This window comes from Sphingopyxis sp. BE235 (genome assembly GCF_031457175.1).
Taxonomy (GTDB): Bacteria; Pseudomonadota; Alphaproteobacteria; order Sphingomonadales; family Sphingomonadaceae; genus Sphingopyxis.
The window spans coordinates 130824-152061 of the sequence record NZ_JAVDWC010000004.1; the positions used below are offsets into that span (position 1 = coordinate 130824).

General features: G+C 66.2%; 10 protein-coding genes. 5 read left to right on the forward strand and 5 right to left on the reverse strand.

Translation table 11 applies throughout. The features are described from left to right. Nucleotides 1-7: 7 nt before the first annotated feature. Entirely contained in the window at nt 8-3079 is a 3072-nt protein-coding gene (locus J2X38_RS17040; protein ID WP_310255738.1) for a TonB-dependent receptor domain-containing protein, read from the reverse strand. A 182-nt stretch (nt 3080-3261) separates the two neighbouring features. On the opposite strand from J2X38_RS17040, the gene J2X38_RS17045 reads away from it, so the two are divergent. The 5 genes from J2X38_RS17045 (at nt 3262) to J2X38_RS17065 (ending at nt 13893) form a co-directional block, all read left to right on the forward strand. Next, complete coding sequence (locus J2X38_RS17045; protein ID WP_082639495.1) at nt 3262-3591, forward strand: phosphoribosyl-ATP diphosphatase; 330 nt, start codon at nt 3262-3264, stop codon at nt 3589-3591. Nucleotides 3592-3601: 10 nt separating this feature from the next. After that, nucleotides 3602-3979: a histidine triad nucleotide-binding protein gene (locus J2X38_RS17050; RefSeq protein WP_137889712.1), complete on the forward strand. Its 378-nt coding sequence runs from the start codon at nt 3602-3604 to the stop codon at nt 3977-3979. Between the two features lie 136 nt (nt 3980-4115). Continuing rightward, nucleotides 4116-9956, forward strand: a complete 5841-nt coding sequence (locus J2X38_RS17055; RefSeq protein WP_310255742.1) for an MG2 domain-containing protein — start codon at nt 4116-4118, stop codon at nt 9954-9956. 145 nt (nt 9957-10101) lie between these two features. After that, complete coding sequence (gene pbpC / locus J2X38_RS17060) at nt 10102-12231, forward strand: penicillin-binding protein 1C (RefSeq protein WP_310255744.1); 2130 nt, start codon at nt 10102-10104, stop codon at nt 12229-12231. A gap of 123 nt (nt 12232-12354) precedes the next feature. Then, entirely contained in the window at nt 12355-13893 is a 1539-nt protein-coding gene (locus tag J2X38_RS17065) for an amino acid permease (RefSeq protein ID WP_310255746.1), read from the forward strand. A 497-nt stretch (nt 13894-14390) separates the two neighbouring features. Here the strand turns inward: J2X38_RS17065 and J2X38_RS17070 are convergent, their stop codons facing one another. The 4 genes from J2X38_RS17070 to J2X38_RS17085 form a co-directional block, all read right to left on the reverse strand. After that, nucleotides 14391-15575: a multidrug effflux MFS transporter gene (locus J2X38_RS17070; RefSeq protein WP_310255748.1), complete on the reverse strand. Its 1185-nt coding sequence runs from the start codon at nt 15573-15575 to the stop codon at nt 14391-14393. Between the two features lie 202 nt (nt 15576-15777). Continuing rightward, nucleotides 15778-16080: a hypothetical protein gene (locus J2X38_RS17075; RefSeq protein ID WP_058537459.1), complete on the reverse strand. Its 303-nt coding sequence runs from the start codon at nt 16078-16080 to the stop codon at nt 15778-15780. A gap of 26 nt (nt 16081-16106) precedes the next feature. Next, nucleotides 16107-18986, reverse strand: a complete 2880-nt coding sequence (locus tag J2X38_RS17080; RefSeq protein WP_310255750.1) for a pitrilysin family protein — start codon at nt 18984-18986, stop codon at nt 16107-16109. A 95-nt stretch (nt 18987-19081) separates the two neighbouring features. Continuing rightward, nucleotides 19082-21238: an acylase gene (locus J2X38_RS17085; RefSeq protein WP_310255752.1), complete on the reverse strand. Its 2157-nt coding sequence runs from the start codon at nt 21236-21238 to the stop codon at nt 19082-19084.

Here is a 21238-nt window from a genome sequence, read left to right on the forward strand (position 1 = left end):
CAGAGGCTTACAGGCTACCGCGCACGCTCAGAAAGAAACGGCGGCCGAGATAGTCGTACTGCGTGCCGAATGCCGGGGCCTGCCCGATCACCGGCGGCGTCGCTGTAACGACGGTCGACACGCGCGGCGGCGGGGTGTCGAACAGGTTCGCGACCCCCAGCGTGATGCGGAATCGCTCGGCAACGTCGCGGCTCAGCGACAGCGAGTGATAAAAGGTCGCGGGCACGCTGACGTCGGGGCAGAAACGCCCGCCCGGGCGGAAGCCCGAGGTACGGCACGCATCGCCGCCCTGCGCACGGAGCAGATCCTCCTCATTCGACGCCGCGCCGGTGACATCGAGCCCGTAGAAGAGCGTCCAGCCATCCTTCATCCAGCCAAGGTTGAAATCGCCCACCCACTTCGGGTTGCCGATCTTGCCATTGTCGTCGACGTCGGTGCCGGGGAAGAGCGAAACCTTGTCCTTCACCTGCCAGGTCATCTGCGCGCGGAACGCGAGCGAGCCCAAGTTGCCGAGATCCTGATCGACCGCGAGTGACAGGTCGACACCGCGGTTCCGCTGGCGGCTGATGTTGACATAGCGGTCGGTCACCGTCGCGACGCTCCGCGCGTCGGGACCGGCAGTCACGCGTGTGAACAGGCCGCACAGCGGCTCGTCGGCGACATCGGAATCATAACATCCGCGCAGGATATTCCCGGCGCCGAGCAACGTGATCTCGTCCTTCACTTCGATGTCGAAATAATCGACCGCAAGCCGCGTGCGGAGCCCGCCCCAAAGCGCGCCCGACAAATCGGGGGTCAGAATCACCGACACCGTCTTAGCGGTCGAGGTTTCCGGGCGAAGCCGGCCGATGCCACCGCCCGATACGATCGTCGCGGGGCGGATCCCGCCGGCGAAATTGGGAGCAATGCCGTCGGCGGCGCAGTTGTCGAAGATGCGCTGGCTGATCGCGCCCGAAGCGAGCCGCGCGGCGGTCTGGACGCACGGATCGATCGTCTGTTGGCCGAGAAAGCCGGTCTGGTCGTTGAGGAACAGCTCGAACAGCGCGGGCGCGCGGAACGACGTGCCCCAGGTGCCGCGGAAGCGCAGCCAGTCGGTCACCGCCCAATCGGCGCCGACCTTCCACGTCGTGTCGCTGAACTTGTCCGCGACCCCGTCGCGGCGCGTCGCCTCGACATGCGTGTAGCGCGCCGCGCCCGACAGCGTCAGCCGCTCGATCATCGGCACGCCTTCGAGCAAAGGCACCTCGACCTCGCCGAAGATTTCCTTCGACACGGTGCGCCCCGCGGTGATGCCCGAGGTCGTGAAGTTGGCGACATTGCCCGCGAGCGTCGCTTCGCCCGGCGTGTCGTTGATTTCGTCGCGGCGGATATTCGCCCCGAACGCCGCGCCGACCGGCCCCGCGGGCAGGTTGAACAGCTTGCCCGTCAGCAACGCCTCGGCCGAGGTCTGCTTGAACAGCGTGCGTCCCGTCTCGCGGCCCATCAGGAAGGCACGCTCGGCGGGCGTGAAATCGCCGCGCAGCACGCGCGGGTCGGTAAAGTCGATATCGATGCACGGAACACCGCGGATCGCCGTCGTGGCGCCGACGCACGAACGCGTGCGCAAAGTCTGCGACGCGAGCGCGTCCTGATAGATGACGTCCTGCGTATAGCGCGCATCCGAACGGCTGTGCTGGCCGCTCACATCCCACTTCCACACGCCGCCGATCTCGCCGCGCAGACCGAACACGCCGCGATAATAATCGACGTCGGCGTGGCTTTCGGTCTTCACCAGCACGCGCGGGCGCAGGATGATGTTGCCGCCGAACTCGGCGTTGAACGGATCGCCCCTGTCGTTAGGGCTGCAATTGTTCGCCGCCGGGTTGCACAGGAAGCGGGGCAGCATCGACGCGCCGGTGAATTGCTGGAGCTCGATCCGCTGAAAACCATTATTATGCGACTTGCGGTTGCTGAACAGGAATTCGCCATAGGCGGTGATGCCTTCGGTCACATCATAGGCGCCCTCGACGAAGGCGCTGATCCGGCGCACGCCCGAAAACACGTCCGAATCCTGCTCGGCCGGCTCGAACTGGTTGAGCGCGCCGGTCGACGGGCCGTCGAAATTGACCCCGAAGAAATTGGCGGGCCCGAACACCCCGATCCGGTTATACGCATTGATCGGGATGCCGACCCCCGTGAACTCGCTGCCATATTGGCCCGACAGGATCGCTTGCCCGTTCGGCGCGATCAGCCCGGGACCAAAGGTCGGGACGCCATTCTGGTTGACCCCCGAAAAGTCGCTGAAGGCGATCTGGTTGCCCTGAGTGCTGCTGCACGCCGGGCGGCCGGTGCGGAAATCGACGATATCGGCGCGGCTGCCGTCGGCCTCGCGCCTCAGATATTCTTCGGAACAGAAGAGAAAGCCGCGATCGCGGCGCGTCAGATTCTGCTGGCGGAAAACTTCGACCGTCGCAAAGATGTGGCCGCGATCGAACTTTTTGCCGAAGCTCGCATCGGCGCCATAGCTCTCGCCGCCGCCATGTTCGGTGATCGACGAAAAGCCGCCGCCCTCGAACCCGTCGAGATCGTTACGGGTCAGGATGTTGACCACGCCGGCGACCGCGTCCGAGCCATAGATCGACGAGGCGCCGGTCTTGAGCACCTCGACCTGGCGCACCACCGACAGCGGCAGGACATTGAGGTCGAACGGCGCGACCGCGCCGCGGATGCCGGCGGGGCCCGCGCGGCGGCCGTTGATCAGCACGAGCGTCCGCTCGGCACCAAGCCCGCGCAGCGACACCGTCTGCACATCGTTGCCGCCATTGGCGACGAAGCGGTTCGAGATCGCCGAAGTGATCTGGATCGATCCCTGCGCCGCCGGCGTCGACCGCAGCACATCGGCAAGCTGGACCTGCCCCTGCAGTTTCGCGCTCTCAGGGTCGATGACCTGGATCGGGTCGGCGCTCGTGAATTCGCTCTTCGCGATGCGCGAGCCGGTGACGATAATTTCGTCGCCGCTCGTCTGCGCCGTCGCGGGCGAAGCCGCGAGCGCGATCACCGAGGCTGTCACAGTCAGAAACACCGAGGGGTTGGTGCCCATTTTCATAATCTTCGTCCGATTTATAAAGTTGATCTCGCCCCCCGGCAGGGCGGAAATTACGCGAAAAGGCGTTTCGATATGGTTTACGTCGCGGTAAGTTTTCGCTGGCGCGTCGCGTGCTTGTCGCGGCCGCGCGGCGCGGCTAGGCACGCTGCCAAGGTCGGGCGTGAAAGGATCGGGCGATGAGCAAGGCAATGGGCGACACGCTGGGACGGCTGGAAGCGGTCATCCACGACCGGCTCGCGGCGGGCGAGGCCGAAGCCTCCTACGTGGCGAGCCTCGCCGCGAAAGGCCGCAGCAAGATCGCGCAGAAACTCGGCGAGGAAGCCGTCGAAGCCGTCATCGCCGCGGTCAGCGAGGACGACCCCGAACTGATCGGCGAGGCGAGCGACCTCGTCTTCCACCTCTCAATCCTGCTCGCCGAGCGCGGCCTCAGCTGGGACATGATCGCCGCCGAACTCGACCGCCGCCACGGCACCTCGGGCCACACCGAAAAAGCCGGCCGACAATAAGGAACTCCGCATGCCGATCGACGCGACCCTCCCCTATGACGACAGCAATATTTTCGCGCGCATCCTGCGCGGCGAGCTGCCGTCGAAGACGGTCTATGAGGACGAATTCGCCCTCGCCTTCCACGACATCAACCCACAGGCACCGCTGCACATCCTCGTGATCCCCAAGGGGGCATATGTCAGCTGGGACGACTTCTCCGAGCGCGGCAGCGACGCCGAAATCGCGGGCTTTGTCCGCGCGGTGGGCAAGGTCGCGCGCGACGCCGGCCTCGTCGCCCCCGGCTATCGCCTGCTCGCCAACGTCGGCCTCGACAGCCACCAGGAGATCGCGCACCTCCACGTCCATATCTTCGCGGGACAGCCGCTCGGGCCGATGCTCGCGCGCTGATCTTTCGGCGCCGTCTATGACGGCGGTCACAGCAATTTCCCGGACCGCGACTAACCGTGTGCGATATGCGGCAACGGGTGGACTCTGTCCCCTGTTTCCAGCAGGATAGATGTTCGGACCGAACGGGGAGTTGACGATGGGCAAGGGATGGCGCGCGCTGGCTACAGCATTGGCCGGCAAGGCAAAACTGGCGCTGATCCTGCCCCTCACCCTCGCGATGGCCGCAACCGCCGCCGACACCGTCCCGCAGGTCACACTCGCGACCCCCGGCAGCTCGGGCACCGGCGACGGCACGATCACCCGCTTCACCTTGCGTTTCTCCGAAGACATGGTCCCGCTCGGCGACCCCCGCGCCCAAGCCCCCGCGACCAACGACTGCAAACTCCCCTCGTCGGGCCGCTGGGTCGACACGCGCACCTGGGTGCTCGAATTCGATAAACCGCTTCCCGGCGGGCTCGCCTGCCATGTCGAGCTCCGCGACGGGCTCAAGACTGCGCGCGGCGTGTCGGTCGCGGGCAACAGCCGCTTCGCGCTCGACACCGGCGGCCCCTCGGCGCGCGCCGTGCTCGCGGGCGGGATGGACGGCGATATCGAGGAGCAGCAGATCTTCCTCGTCGCGACCAATGTCGCCGCCGACCGCGCCTCGGTCGGCCGCTTCGCCTATTGCGCGGTCGACGGCATCGGCGAGAAAATCCCCGTCGACGTCCTGCCACGCGACACAGCAACGCAGATATTGACCGGCCTCGGCGACAATAACTGGTCGCGCCAGTCCTTCACCTACGACGCCGGCCTGCCGCAGCGCTTCCCCGCCGCGGGCGCCGATCGCGAGGCCGCGCTCGACCGCATCGTCCCCGTCAAATGCCGCCGCCCGCTGCCCCCGGGACGCGAGATGGCGCTCGTCTGGGACGCGCGCATTTCACAAGCCGGTGTCCCCGGCCGCACCGCGGGGCGCGACCAGCGCTTCGACCATGATGTGCGCCCCGCCTTCACCGCGAAAATGTCGTGCAGCCGGATCAACCCGCAGGCGGGCTGCAACCCGATCAAGGATGTGACACTCAGCTTCGCGTCGCCCGTCGCGCGCGAAACGATCCTCGCCGCGACGCTGAACACCGCCGACGGCAAGAAATTGACGCCCAAGATCGACGACGACGACAAGAATGACGCCTGGCTGACGACCGTCCGCTTCACCGGTCCGCTGCCGCAGAATGTCGACGCGACGCTCGTGCTGCCCGCCGACGTCACCGACCAGAGCGGCCGCAAGCTGCAGAACCAGTCGAACTTCCCGCTGAAATTCCACATCGACCGCGCCCCGCCGCTCGTCAAATTCGCCGCCGAATTCGGCATCCTCGAAGCCGGCGAAGGCGGCGTGCTGCCGGTAACCGTGCGCGGGGTAGAAAGCTCGCTCGTCCAGGCAAATCTCAAAATGCCCGCGACCGCGCTCAAGGTCGGCGACGACGATGCCGCGATCGCGCGCTGGCTGAAGCGTGTCGATGACGCCGACGACACCGACTATCGCGAGGAAAAGAACGCTGCCGGCAAGGACGTCACGGTCAATTACACCGGCACCAAATCGGTGTTCGCGGATGCCCCCGCCGGCGGCGAACGCCGCGACATGCAGCTCGCGCCTGCTGCGGGCGGCAAGGAATTCGAGGTCGTCGGCATCCCGCTCGGCGAAAAGGGCTTTCACGTCGTCGAGATCGCGAGCCCCGAGCTTGGCGCCGCGCTGCTCGGCCGCAAGTCGACGCGTTACGTCGCGACCGCGGCGCTCGTCACCAATATGGCCGTCCACTTCAAATGGGGCCGCGAGGGCTCGCTCGCGTGGGTAACCGCCCTCGACACCGGCCTTCCCGTCGCGGGCGCCGAAATCCGCGTCTCCGACAGCTGCACCGGCCGCCTGCTCGCGCGCGGCACCGCCGACAAGGCGGGCCGCCTCGCCTTCGCGGGCGGGCTGCCGCAGCCCGAAACCTATTCGAGCTGCGAAGAAACCCCCGACATGGCGAAAAGCGAAGGCCACGCGCTGATGGTCAGCGCGCGCTCGGGCGACGATTTCAGCTTCACGCTCACCGACTGGGGCAACGGCATCCGCCCTTATGATTTCGACCTCCCCTATGGCTGGTCGGAGCGGAACGACATCCTCCACACCGTCTTCGACCGCGCGCTCGTGCAGGCGGGCGAGACGGTGCATATGAAGCATCTGCTCCGCCGCCCGGTCGGCCTTGGCTTCCGGACCCCAGAGGCGCTGTCGGGCAAGCTCCGCCTCGTCCACCGCGGCTCGGACACCGAATTCGAAATGCCCTTCGCCATCGCTGCGACCGGCAGCGGCGAGACGGTCTGGAACGTCCCCGCATCGGCCCCCATGGGCGATTATGAGCTTGTCTTCGTCACCAAGGACAAGGACGGCGAGGACAAGACGATCTGGTCGGGCCAGTCGGTCAAGGTCGACGAATATCGACTGCCGACGATGAAGGCGACGATCACCGGGCCGAAAACCGCGCTCGTCCGCCCCGCCGCGGTGCCGCTGAACCTGTTCGTCGGTTATCTTTCGGGCGGTCCCGCGCCCAATATCCCGGTCGAACTGCGCACCAATTTCCGCTCGAGCTGGTCGCCGCCCGAGGATTATAAGGATTGGGATTTCGACGGCCAGCCGGTGAAGGAGGGCGTCGTCCAGCTCGACGACAGCGGCGACGAGCCGTCGGCCGAATTGCCGCTCGCACGCTCGGTGCCCTTGAAGCTCGACGCCAATGGCGCCGCGACGACCAATGTCACGGTCGACCAGCCGATCACCGAACCGACGCTGATGGCCGCCGAAATGGATTATGAGGATGCGAATGGCGAGACGCTGACGTCGAGCCGCCGCATCACCCTCTACCCGTCGGCCGTCCGCCTCGGGCTCAAGACCGACGGCTGGCTGATGCGCGACAACGACCTCCGCCTCAATTTCATCGCGCTGAACCTCGACGGCAAACCGATTGCGGGCCAGCGCGTGCAGGTCGCGCTCTACAATCGCGAGATCATCACCGCGCGCCGCCGCCTGATCGGCGGCTTCTACGCCTATGACAACCAGATGCGCACGACGAAGCTCGATGCGACCTGCTCGGCGACGACCGACAAGCTCGGCCGCGCCAGCTGCGCGATGGCGCCCGGTATCTCGGGCGAAGTCACCGTCGTCGCGACGACGCAGGACGCGGACGGCAACGAAGCGCGCGCGGTCCGCTCGGTGTGGCTCGCGGGCGACGACGACTGGTGGTTCGGCGGCGACAATGGCGACCGCATGGACGTGATCGCCGAAAAGCCGCGCTATGCCGCGGGCGACACCGCGAGCTTCCAGGTCCGCATGCCGTTCCGCGAAGCGACCGCGCTCGTCACCATCGAACGCGAAGGCGTGCTCTCCAGCTTCGTTGTGCCGCTCAAGGGCACTAACCCGGTCGTGAAGGTCAAGCTTCCCGCGACTTACGCCCCCGACGTCTATGTCTCGGTGATGGCGGTGCGCGGGCGCGTCACCGGTAACGAAAGCTGGTTCCGCAAGATGAAGCGCGCGGTCGGCTTCAAGATCGAGAATAGCGAGGGCGCTCCCCCGACCGCGCTCGTCGACCTCGCCAAACCGAGCTACCGCATGGGCATCGCGCGCATCAAGGTCGGCTGGGAGGGCCATCAGCTCGGCGTCAAGGTGAAGGCCGACAAGGAGAAATATTCGGTCCGCGAAACCGCGAAGGTCGCGATCGAGGTCAAAACCCCCGACGGCAAGGCGCCGAAGAATGCCGACGTCGCTTTCGCAGCGGTCGACGAGGCACTGCTCCAGCTCGCGCCCAACGAAAGCTGGCAGGTCATCGACGCGATGATGGGCGAACGCACGCTCGATGTGCTCACCTCGACCGCGCAGATGCAGGTCGTCGGCAAGCGCCACTACGGCCGCAAGGCGCTCGAACCCGGCGGCGGTGGTGGCGGTGACCTGTCCGGCCTCACCCGCGAGGACTTTCGCCCCGTGCTGGTGTGGAAGGGCAATGTCCCGCTCGACGCCAAGGGCCGCGCGAGCGTCGACGTACCGCTCAGCGACAATCTCTCGGGCTTCCGCCTCGTCGCGATCGCGACCGACGGGTCGCAATATTTCGGCACCGGCGAGACGACCGTCCGCACCGTGCAGGATCTCGGCGTCTTCGCCGGCATGCCCGAACTGGTGCGCACCGGCGACACGTACGATGCGCGCTTCACTTTGCGCAACGGCACCGATCAGCCGATGGAGGTCACCGCGACCCCGACGCTGTCGCCGGCCGTCGCGACCGCGCCGCCGCTCACCGTCACCATCCCCGCGGGGGGCGCGGTGCCGATCAGCTGGTCGATGACCGCCCCCGAAACCACCGGTCCGATCGAATGGACCGTCGACGCGGTCGCCAAGGGCGGCAAGGCGCGCGACCGGCTCGTCTTCGCGCAGCAGGTCGAATCCGCGATCCCGGTCGAAACCTGGGCTGCCAGCCTGTTCCGCGTCGGCTCGAACACGACGCTGCCGATCGCGATCCCTGCGGGCGCGCTGCCCGGCGGTTATGTCGACGTCGCACTCGCGGGCACGCTGGCGCCGCCCTTGTCGGGGGTGCGCGATTATATGAGCGCCTATCCGTACAACTGCTTCGAACAGTCGACGTCGCGCGCAGTGGCGCTCGGCGATGTCGGCCGTTGGCAGGCGCTGGCCGGGGCGATGCCGACCTATCTCGATGACGACGGGCTGCTGCGCTACTGGCCCAACGAACGGATGGAAGGGTCGATCGAACTCACCGCCTATGTGATGAGCGTGACCGCCGCGAACGGCTTCGCGATCCCCGAGGCGTCGAAGGCGAAGATGGTCAAGGCATTGCAGGCGGTTGTCGAAGGGCGTCTGACGCGCAAGGGCTATGGCCCGTGGGACATCCGCCCGGTCCGCATCGCAGCCCTGGCGGCGCTCGCGCGCAACAATGCGTCGAGTGCCAGCCTAGTCGCCGCGATCGACGTCGCGCCGGTCGATATGGCGACCGGCACGCTCGCCGACTGGCTCGTCGCGATCGAGAAGACGCCGGGCGTGCGGGGCGCACCCGCGCTGCGCACCGCGGCCGAGGCCGAACTCCGCAAACGCCTCGTCTATGAAGGCACGCGCCTCGACCTCGTCGACGACGCGCGCGCGCCCTGGTGGATGATGACCAGCGGCGACGAAATGGCGATCAAAGCGCTCGAAGCCGTGCTCGGCCGCAAAGGCTGGGAAGATGACGCGGGCAAGCTGATGGTCGGCGTCGCACAGCGCCAGCGCAAAGGCCATTGGGACACTACCCCCGCCAATGCGTGGGGCGCGGTCACCGTCCGCCGCTTCGCCGACCTCTATCCGGCGAACGCGATCACCGGCGTCACCAACATCGGCCTAGCGGGCGGCACCGCCTCGCAAAGCTGGCCGCTGCCCGCCGAACCCGTGTCGCCACTCCGCGTCGCGCTGAACGCCGCGACGATGAGCCTGAGCCATCAAGGCACCGGCACGCCGTGGGCCACCGTCAGCGTCAAGGCGGCGGTCCCGCTCAAGGAACCGCTCAACGCGGGCTACCGGATCAAGCGCTCGGTCAGCATCGTCAAGGCGGCGAACAAGGACCGCCTGACGCGCGGCGACGTGATCAAGGTGCGGATCGAGGTCGTCGCGGCCGCGGGCCGGACGTGGGTCGTGATCAACGATCCGATCGCGCCGGGCGCGACGATCGTCGGCAACCTCGGTGGCCAGTCCGAAATGCTCGCCGAGCAGGCGGGCGGATCGGGCGCGCAGCCGAGCTATGTCGAACGCGGCAAGGACAGCTGGCGCGGCTATTTCGGCTGGATGCCCGCGGGCACCCATGCGGTCGAATATGTCGTGCGGCTCAACGGCTCGGGCCGCTTCACCCTGCCGCCGACGCGCGTCGAGGCGATGTATTCGCCCGCGATCCGCGGCCAATGGCCGAACGCTCCGCTGACGGTGGCGAGCGTCGGGCAGTGACGCAGCCCCGCCCTTCCTTCTTCCGTTCGTGTCGAGCGAAGTCGAGACACCCCAAAGGCACATACAACCGATGGGCATCTCGACTTGGCTCGATGCGAACGGAAATTGAGGGACCGGCGAAGAATTTCATCGGATAGGCCAGTTGATGGCAATAACCCGCAAACGCCGCTGGCGGGACGCGCTCGCTTGGGCCGCCCTCGCCCTGCTCATCCTCGTCACCGCCGCTCACCTCCTCACCCGTCCCCCGGCAATGCCCGCCTTCGACGCAGTCCGCGCCGACTGGCGCCCAAGCGAAGCGTGGCTTTACGACCGCGACGGCCAGTTGCTCGACAGCGAGCGCGTCAATTTCGAACGCCGCCGCCTCGCATGGGTGCCGCTGAACCAGATCAGCCCCGCGGTCCGCACCGCCGTCGTACAAAGCGAAGACCGCCGCTTCTGGTCGCACGGCGGCGTCGACTGGCTCGCCATCGCCAGCGCCGCGCGCGCGCGCTGGACCGGCGACCGCTCGCGCGGCGCCTCGACGCTGCCGATGCAGCTCGCCGCTTTCCTCGATCCCAGCCTCGCGCAGCCCGGCAAACGCGACTGGCGCACCAAGCTCCGCCAGATGCGCGCGGGGCAGGCGCTCGCGGCAAACTGGTCGCACGAACAGATGCTCGAGGCTTATTTCAACCTCCTCCCCCTGCGCGGCGAGGCGCAGGGTATCGGCGCGGGCGCGCAAAGCCTGTTCGGCAAGAAACCCGCCGAGCTGAACCGCACCGATGCCGCCTTGTTCGCGGGCCTCCTCCCCAACCCCGCCGCCAGCGCCGAAGCGCTCGGTCGCCGCGCGTGCCGCATCGCGCAGACAAAGGACTGCACCGCAATCCGCGCCGCCGCCGCGACCCTCGTTTCGGGCGAACATGCCGCGCGCTTCGACCCCGCGCTCGCGCCACATCTTGCCGTCCGCCTGCTCGACAAGCCCGGCAAGCGCGTCACCACGACGATCGACCGCGGCATCCAGGCCGCAGCGATCGTCGCGCTGCGCCGCCAGCTCGCGGGGCTCGGCTCGGACCGCGTGCGCGACGGCGCGGTCGTCGTGCTCGACAATGCGACCGGCGAAGTGCTCGCCTATGTCGGCGGCGTCGGGCTCAAATCGACCGCGGCGTCGGTCGACGGCGCCAACGCGCGGCGGCAGGCAGGCTCGACGCTCAAGCCGCATCTCTATGCGCAGGTGATCGAACATGGCTGGCTCACCGCCGCGTCGATCCTCGACGACAGCCCGGTCCAGCTCGACACCGCCTCGGGCCTCTACGTCCCCAAGAATTACGACCACAGCTTCAAGGGCCCAGTCAGCGTCCGCCACGCCCTAGCCAGCTCACTCAACATCCCCGCGGTCCGCGCGCTCGTCATCGACGACGTCCAGCAGTTCCGCGACCGCCTCTGGGCGCTCGGCTATCACGGCCTCGTCGAGGACGGCGAATATTACGGCTTCAGCCTCGCGCTCGGCTCGGCCGAAGTGTCGCTCGTCGAACAAGCGAACGCCTTCCGCACCTTCGCCAACCTTGGCCGCTATGCCCCCGTCCATTTCCTGCGCGGCGAAAAAGCGGAAGAGGCACGCCAGATCGTCAACCCCGCCGCCGCCTTCATCGTTGGCGACATCCTCGCCGACGCCGCCGCCCGCACCGACGCCTTCGGCGCCGACAGCGCGCTTCGCCTCCCCTTCTGGGCCGCCGCCAAGACCGGCACGTCAAAAGGCATGCGCGACAATTGGTGCATCGGCTGGTCCGACCGCTTCACCGTCGCTGTCTGGGTCGGCAATCTCGAGGGCGATTCGATGCGCGCCGTCTCGGGCACCTCGGGCGCCGCGCCGGTCTGGCGCGACGTGATGATGGCGCTCCACACCGGCCGCCCCGGCAAGCCGCCCGCGATGCCCGAGGGCGTCGAGGCGCGCCGGATCAGCCTCCCCGGCACGCGCGAGCCCCCGCGCCGCGAATATTTCCTCGCCGGCACCGCGCAGACCGAAATGGCGGCCGCGCCGCAGGCGGCGCGCCGTCCGCGCATCACCAGCCCGGTCAGCGGCAGCGTCTACGCGCTCGACCCCGACATCCCGATCGACCGTCAGCGGCTCGCGGTCATCGTCAGCGGATCGGTCGCCGGATACCGGCTGATCCTCGACAAGACACCGCTCGGTGATGCCGATGCGGGGCAGCAAATCCTGCCGCGCCCCGGCGCCCATATGCTGACGCTGGTTGATCCAGGCGGCCGAATGATTGACCGAGTGCGCTTTACCGTACGGTAAGCGGCCTTGGTCCTCGTCGAATGCAGCGTTGACCCCATGAAATTAAGTTGCGCTGACGCGTGGAGCGGCTAGTCTGCCCCGCCATGAGACGGCGGCAGCTCAGCCGCCCCAAAGGGGAAGAACATGCTATTTGACCGCGTAAAGTCGTTGGATGCCATTTTGGCGACAGCGGAGAAAAAGTCGCTTACGCGCACGCTCGGGGCCTTTCAGCTCACCATGCTGGGGATCGGCGCCGTCATCGGGACCGGGATTTTCGTGCTGACCGCCGAAGCGGCGCAAAAGGCCGGCCCGGGCATGATGATCAGCTTCATCATCGCTGGCTTCGTCTGCGCTTTCGCGGCGCTCTGCTACGCCGAAATGGCCTCGATGGTCCCCGTGTCGGGCTCGGCTTACACCTATAGCTACGCCGTGATGGGCGAACTGATCGCATGGATGGTCGGCTGGGCGCTGATCCTCGAATATGCGGTCGCCGCGGGCGCCGTTTCGGTCGGCTGGTCGGGCTATGTTGTCGGCTTGATTGAAAATGCCTTCAACATAGACATACCTTCTACCTTGGTGCTCGGGCCATATGACGGCGGCATGATTAACCTGCCCGCGATGTTCATTGCCGGCCTCGTCACCATGCTTCTGGTCATCGGCACCCGCGAATCGGCGACGGTCAATGCGTTTCTCGTGGTCATCAAGGTTGCGGCGCTGACGCTGTTCGTCGTCCTCGCAGTTCCCGTGATGAATATGGAGAATTTCGAACCCTTCGCGCCGCTCGGCTTCGGCGGTATCGGCGCCGCCGCAGCATCGATCTTCTTCGCTTATGTGGGCTTCGACGCGGTCTCGACGGCCGCCGAGGAAACCAAAAACCCACAGCGCAACATGCCGATCGGCCTGATCGGCAGCCTCGCGATCTGCACCATCTTCTACCTGCTCGTCGCCGCCGGCGTCATCGGCTCGGTCGGCGCACAGCCGGTCGGCATCGATGCGGCTGGCGCCCATGCGCTCGAACCAGGCAGCCGCGAACTCGCCGCTGCCTGCGCCGCGATGGGCGATCAGGCGGTGGTCTGCTCGAAGGAAGCGCTGGCGTGGACGCTGCGTGAAATCGGATGGCCGCAGGTCGGCAATCTGATCGGCCTCGCCGCCGGTCTCGCGCTGCCGTCGGTCATCCTGATGATGATGTTCGGCCAGACCCGCATCTTCTTCGTGATGAGCCGCGACGGCCTGTTGCCGAAAGCCTTCTCTAAGATCCATCCGAAGTTCAACACACCGCACGTGATCACGATCATCACGGGCATCGCGGTCGCGCTGTTCGCCGCCTTCTTCCCTGTCGGGCAGCTGGCGAATATCTCGAACTCGGGCACGCTCTTCGCATTCGCTGCGGTGTCGATCGCGGTGATGGTGATCCGCCGGACCGATCCGGGCCGTCACCGTCCGTTCAAGACGCCGCTGATCTATCTCACGGCGCCGATCGCGATCGCGGGCTGCCTGTATCTCTTCTTCAACCTCGACCAGAAGAGCATCAACCTCTTCCTGATCTGGGCAGGCATCGGCCTCGTCGTCTACTTCGCCTACAGCCGCTCGCGCAGCCATGTGGGTCAGGGACATATCGAGGTGCACGAGGACGACCCCGACGCACCGCCGCCGCCGGTCCCGCCGGCCCCGTCGTTCAACTGACGGTTCGAAGGATAAGGGAAAGGGGGCTTCGGCCCCCTTTCTTTTTTGGCGAGTGCATCGAATGGGTCCACAGCTGCTATCAACCGATTGCGGCAATATGTGGCGACGTGGTAGCCCTCACATTCAGGCCGCTATGTTAAACTGGAGAACGTGATGAGACGATTTACAAATCTATTCGCTCCGGTTGTTCTTTTTCTAATTGCCCTGTTTGCAGTTGCGGCGGTCGTTGAACGGTTCAGTAAAGGAGACGCCAAAGGCGCATTGTATGCCATACTAGGCTGCACTGGCGTTGCGGTGTTTATTTACATTGGATGGCGTGTTACGATCTTCAATCTGGATAGGGTCGAGTAGGCGACCGAAAGCAGGCGCTCCACTTCTTACTCGTCATCCCCGCGAAAGCGGGGACCCAGCGAGCTGTCGTTGCCCCTGGGTTCCCGCTTTCGCGGGAATGACGAATGTAGGGATACTCACCTTCCACCCCAAAGCAGAGAGGGCGGTTAATAAGGGCTTTTAGGTGCCGTTCCCGGCCGGGTGAACAGCTTGCCGCGCTCGGCCCAGAAGACGAGCGCGAGGCCGACGACCGCGCTGATCAGGAAGGCATAGGCCAGCGGCAGCGTCGTGCCGTCATATTGCTGGCCGATCGTCGCGCCAACGGTCGCCGCGAGCAACGTCTTGGCAAAGCTCTGATACGACGACGCGACGCCCGCCATATGCCCGAAATCCTCCATCGCGATCGACCCGAAATTGCTGCCGATAAAGCCGACGAGGCCGACGTTCACCATCATCAGCGCAGTGAACATCCACAGCGTCTCGACCCCGCTCAGCGCCGCGACGATCTGCAGGATCGAGGTCGCCATGAAGGCAAAGACCGCCGCCTGCGACACGCGGCGCGCACCGAAGCGCTCGACGATCGCGGCGTTCGAGAAATTGGCGATCGCAATACCCACCGCGACGCACGCGAAGATCAGCGGGAACATCGCCTGCGCGCCGAACACTTCGGCGATGATCTGCTCGCTGCTGTTGAGATAGCCGTACAGCGCGCCCTGCATCATCCCCGAGGCGATCATATAGCCCGCGGCGCGGCGATGCCGCGTCACCGTCGCCCAGCCCGCGATCATCGTGCGCAGGTCGAGCGGGCGGACATCGGCGGGGTCGAGCGTCTCGGGAAGCCGGCGGAGCCAAAACAGCATCACGATCGACATCACCGCGAGCACGACGAAAATCGCGCGCCAGCCCGCCACCGCGGCGATCCCGGCGCCGATCGTCGGCGCGATGATCGGTACGATCATGAAGACGAGGAAGATCAGCGACAGCCGTTTCGCCATCGCATCGCCCGCAAACAGGTCGCGGATCACCGCGACCACAATGACGCCGAGCGCCGCGCTGACCAGCCCGTGGATGAAGCGGAGCACGAGCAGCATCGCGAAGCTGGTCGCGAGGCCGCAACCGATCGAGAGTGCGAGATAGGCGAACAGCGCGGGGACGAGCACGCCCTTGCGCCCGAACCGGTCCGACAGCGGGCCGTACAGCAGCGAACCGAAGCCGATACCGAGCAGGTAGACCGAGATGACATGCTGACGATCATTGGCGACGGTGACGCCCAGCGCCTCGCCGATCGCGGGCAGTGCGGGCAGCATCGAATCGATGGCGAGCGCATTCAGCGCCATGACCATCGCCATCATGACCACCATCTCACGGTCGCCCGGCAGGCTCCGTTGGGGGGATTGGGCCGGCTTGTGCATGGCGGCAGCCTATGCGCCCATGCCGCCGCTTTGGATAGTCCCCGAATGGCCGCAAACCCAAAGGGCATTGCTATGCAAAGCAAAAGGGCCGCCCGCGCCCTTCGCAGGAGTGGACGGCCCTTCGCTTTTCGTGAGGCGTGGCTCAGCCCTGGCGGGTGCCGGTCATCGCCATCGAACCGAACGCACCGGCCTTGATCGTGCCGGTCAGCGCGTCGCCGTCGATCGTCGCTTCGCATTCGAGCGTCATCGGCATCGGCACCTTCATGTTCATGGTCCAGGTCAGCTTGTTGCCGTCGACCTTGCCATTTTCGACGTCGAGCGCGCCCATCGCGCCGGCGTTCTGGCCGGTGAAGCCGCCGCCGTCGCTGTTCACGGTAAAGACCGACTTCTGGTCGCCCATCGGCGACTTGGTTACGCAATCATAGCTGCCATCGACTTGGGACATATGGGCTCTCCTTACTGAAACTGATGTTAGTTATCGAGGGACACCGTTTCCACCGGCAGACCCAATCCGTCAAGCTGCGGTTTTACCACCGCGGCATCGCCGACGACGACATAGACCAGACCCTCGGTGCTGAGCGCCTTGCGCGCCGCCGCATCGATTTCGGCCGCGGTCATCGCTTCATAGGTGGCGGGCAGCGTCTCGTAATAATTGTCGGGGCGGCCGAACTTGACGATCTGCCGGATTCCGCCGAGCACGTCGCCCGAGGTTTCGAAGCTGCCGGGCAGTTCGCGGACGCTGCCGTTGATCGTGCGTTCAAGCTCTTCCTTCGTCACACCCTTGTCGCCGAGGAAGCTTTTGAGGTCGCTCTGCAGTTCCTTGATCGAATCGCCCGTGCGATCGGCCTGCACCGGCGCCGCGGCGACCCAGGTCAACCGGTCCTGGTCGCCCGAAATGCGGCTGCGCACGCCATAGGACCAGCCCTTGGTCTCGCGCAAATTGGTGTTGAAGCGCGACAGGAAATTGCCGCCGAAAATATCGTTCGCCGACCGCAAAACCTCAAGATCGTCGCCGCCCTTGGCGTCGAGCACCTTGCCCGCGAGGATCACCGACTGCGGCGACTTCGGCCGGTCGAACAGCAGGATGCGTGGGCGTGGCGCCGGGATCGCGATCTCGAAATGCTTGACCGGTTTCGCGGTCGCGGGCGCCTGCCACTGGCCGAGCGTCGTATCGAGCTGTTTCTTCACTTCGGCGAGCGTCGTGTCGCCAACGACGAACACGCGCGCATTGTCGGGACGGATCCACGCCGCATGAAACGCCGCGAGCTGGCCCTGCGTCACCGCCGCCACCGATTTCGCGTTGCCAAGTCCCGACGGCGGAATGCCATAGGGATGGTCGGCGCCGTACAGCACCGGCGTCAAAATGCGCGAAGCGATCGCGTTCGGGTTGTTGAGTTCGGCCTTCAGCCGGTTGAGCTGCTGCGCGCGAACGCGCTCGAGTTCCTTGGCGTCGAACGCCGGGTTGCGGATATAGTCGGCGAGCAGGCTCAGCGAGGCGCCGAGGTTCGGTTTCAGCGCGAACAGGCTGAACACCGTCTCGTCGGCATTGGCGGTTCCGTCGATCTGCGCGCCCAGCCGCTCCTTCGCTTCGGCAAAGGCAATCGAATCGAGGCTCGTCGTGCCCTCGTCCATCAGGCTGAGCATCAGCGACTGGGTGCCCAATGCATTGTGCGGATCGGCGGCATAGCCCGCGTCGAAGCTCACCGCGACATTGACCGTCGGCACCGTCGTGCGCCGCGCGAAAACGACCTCGACGCCGTTTTTCAGCTTGGTGCGTTCGATCGCGGGAAAGTCGAGCGCCTTGAGGTCGGCAACCGCGGGCAGCTGCGAACGGTCGGCGAACGACGAAACACCGCCCGTATCGGGGCCGACGTCGCCGAGCGCCTCGTTCCAGTAACGGTCGGGCTGGACCGGTGCGGCCACCTTGCCAGCGGTCACCGCGCCGCCGCGATTTTCGCCGCCCTCGGTGCGCTCGCCGGGGGTGTAGGTCAGCGAGAAGGCCGGGCGCGACAGCCATTTATTGGCGACTGCCTTGACCTGTTCGGGGGTCGCCTTCGCCATGCGGTCGAGCTCGACCTTATAATAGGCAGGATTGTTCGAATAGAGCGCGCCCTCGGCCAGCGTCACCGCCTTGCCGCCGAAACCGCCGACCGATTCGAGCCCCGAGATCGTGCCCGCCAGATAGCTCGCCGCGGTGCGCTGCAACTCGTCCGCGGTCGGCCCGCTGGCGAGGAAGCTCGCGATTTCGGCGTCGAGCCGCGATGCGACGAGCTGGGGGTCGACGCCCGGCTTCACATCGGCCTGCACCAGCAATATGCCGGCATCTTCGAACGGCTGCGCCGCCGCCGAAACGCTCACCGCGACCGGGTCCTTGCGTACGAGCGCATTGTCGAGCCGCGACGACGACAGGCCGCCGAGCACGCCCATCGCCATCTGCAGCGGCACCGCCTCGGGATCGTTGAGGCCGGGGATCGCCCACATGCGATAGATGCGCGTCGTGGGAACGAGGTCCTTGACCTCTTTCGCCAGCGGCGCGGGCAGCGTCGGGATCGACGTTTTGGGCGCCGCGATTTCGGGGCCGCGCGGGATGTCGCCGAACCATTCCTGCACCTTGGCTTTCGCGGTGGCGACATTCACGTCGCCCGCGAGCACGAGCACGGCGTTGTTCGGGCCGTAATTGTCGGTGAACCATTTCTTCACGTCGCCGAGGCTCGCCGAATTGAGGTCGCCCATCGAACCGATCGTGCTGTGGTGATAGGGGTGCCCGGTCGGGAAGAGATTTTCGAAAATCTCGTAGCGCAGCAGACCATAGGGATTGTTGTCGCCCTGACGCTTTTCATTCTGGACGACGCCGCGCTGGTTATCGAGCTTTTCCTGCGTCACCGCGCCGAGCAGATGCCCCATGCGGTCGCTTTCGAGGAAGAGCGCACGGTCGAGCGCACCCGTCGGCACCGTCTCGAAATAATTGGTGCGGTCGACGTTCGTCGTCCCGTTGCTGTCGGTCGCGCCGACCTGTTGCAGCGGTTCGAAAAAGTCGCCCGGCGAATTTTCCGACCCGTTGAACATCAGATGTTCGAACAGATGCGCAAAGCCCGTCTTGCCCTTCGGCTCATGCTTCGACCCGACGCGGTACCACACCGACACCGCGACGACGGGCGCCTTGCGGTCCTCGTGCACGATCACGCGCAGGCCGTTGTCGAGCGTGAAAGCCTCGTACGGAATATCGACCGCCTTCACGAGATCCGCGATCGGTGCGGGGTTGGCGGCCTTCGCCTTGGCGAGCGCGGGGCCCGCGGCGACAAGCGACGTGGTGACCGCCAGAGCGAGCGCGAAACGATGGAAACGGGGCATGAAAATCCTCTTGTTCGGGCGCAGGCTCTATGCCCGCGTGCGACCGGATGCCGGACGGCACTGTATCAATGGTTTAGGACAGCAGCATCGGGCTTTCAAGGTCGATAGAAGCGCGCCCCGCTCGCTTTCAGCGCCGCCGGATCGAACAGCACGGGCTTGAGCTTGTGCGCCACGAACAGCGGCGCCTGGTCGTTGTAATGCGGGCTGCCCGGCCGTGTCGTCGCCGACCCGAAGGGCTGGATCGATTCGGACCGCACCCGGCCCTCAGCATCCCACGTCACGAACATGATGAAGCTGTCGCCGTGGCGCACCTTCAACCGCCCGTCGGGTTCGGCGTCCCACAAGGTCGACGCGCGCACGGTGTCGTTGCCTCCATCGAGCGGCAGGTCGACGCGGTTCGCTCCCTCGCCATGCCGGAGGCGCAATACGGTCCCGAGCTTCGGATCGAGTCCGCCGAAATGATCCTGCAGATGCGCGACCGTCTCTTTCAATATCGTGCGCGGATCGGGCGCGGCGCGGCGCTGGTAATGGCTGCCGTTCGCGGGGCGCAGCACCATCAGCGCCAGCGCGTCGCCTTTCCCCCTGCCGTCGAGGTTCCAGTCCCAGCGGCGGAGCAGGTTCTGGGCCTCGCGAAGCGCCGGGTCGCCTTTCGTGTCGAGCGCGAGCACGCGGTTCATCCACGCCTTCGCATAGCCCGTCTTGGCATAGGCGGTGTCATATTTGATCGCCTTCAGCCGCGCCTCGTCGATCTGCCCCGACGCCTCGAACAGCTCGATCAGCCGCGTCGCGCGGTTGGTCATATCGTCCTCGATGCCGAGCAGTGGCGAAAAGGCCGCCGCGTCGAGTTCGTCGCCCGGCCCCGCCGCGACCCACGGCGTGTTGTTCGCGTTCATCACATAGCCCGAGCGCGGATTGACCAGCGCCGGCACGCGGTCGAACGGCAGCGTCTGCGTCCACAGATCCGCCGACGTGTCACCGGGCAGCACGCCGCGCCAGTTGAAGCCCGGCTGGCGGTCGGGGAACATCGCATTGTAGAAGAGCCCGATATTGCCCTTGGCATCGGCGTAGATGAAATTGGTCGCGGGCACGCCCTGCCCCGCCATCGCGGCGCGCCACTCGGCGAAGCTCTTCGCCTTGTTGAGCCGGTAATATTGGGTGACCATATTCGCCTGATCGATCCCCGCATAGCGGATCGCGAACGCGCCTTTTTCATTCTTCACCACCGGCCCGTGGACCGAGCGCCAGGTGGTGCGCGGGATCGGCAGCACGAACGGGCCGACTTTGACCTTCAGCCAGATGCGCTTCTTTTCGAGCGGCCGCCATTGGCCGTCGAAGTGATAATTTTCGCCGCTGTCGTCGAGGGTCAGCTTGTAGACGTCGATCAGATCGGGCCGGTTCACCGTATTCGTCCAGCCGAGATATTTATTATGGCCGAGGAACGGATAGGGCGACCCGGGGAAGTTCGCGCCGGCGAAATCCCAGCCTTCCTCCGAATGGACGACCAATTCGTACCAGGCGACGCCGCCGGTCCACGGCTGGTGCGAGTTCGATACGAGCCGCGTCGCGCCGTCGGTCGAGCGCGCCGGCGCAACCGCCATGCCGTTCGATCCATTGTCGGCGGGATCGGTGCCGACCGGGGTCAGTTCGCGCGGGACCAGCTTGCCCGTCGCATCGAGTGCCGGCCCGCCCTCGCGCCCGATCTCCTTGCCTTCGACGAGCGACCCCAGCACCGAATCGAGCCCGAAGAAAAAGGGCGAGCGCAGCACGAAACCCGCGACAACATCCTCGCCGGTCGCGGGGAACAGCCCCGACAGGCGCACCTCGCCGGGATGCTTCTCTGCATAATGATTGAGTCCCGCGGCATAGGCGGTGAACAATGCCCGCACATCGGCGGGCAGCCGCGGCCAGTCGCGCGCGGTGGTCGCGCGGACGCCGAGCAGTGCCTCGGCATAATCGATCTTCGCGCCATCCTCGCCCAGCATCGCGCCCGCGCGGCCGCGCGTCATCGCAAGCACTTCCTGCAAGGTCGAGAAATCATCCTCGGCGTGCGCGTAGGCAACGCCATAAGCGACGTCGGCGTCGGTCTTGCCGAAGATATGCGGCACACCGAATTTGTCGCGCGCAATCCGAACGTCGGTGGGCTTGAAGGCGGGCGCGGCGGGCGCTTCGGCGGTCAGCGGCTCCCAGAGCGCGAGCGAGGCGGCGGTGAGCACCAGCAGCAGCAGGAATCCCAGCAAAATCCGTCGCAGCAT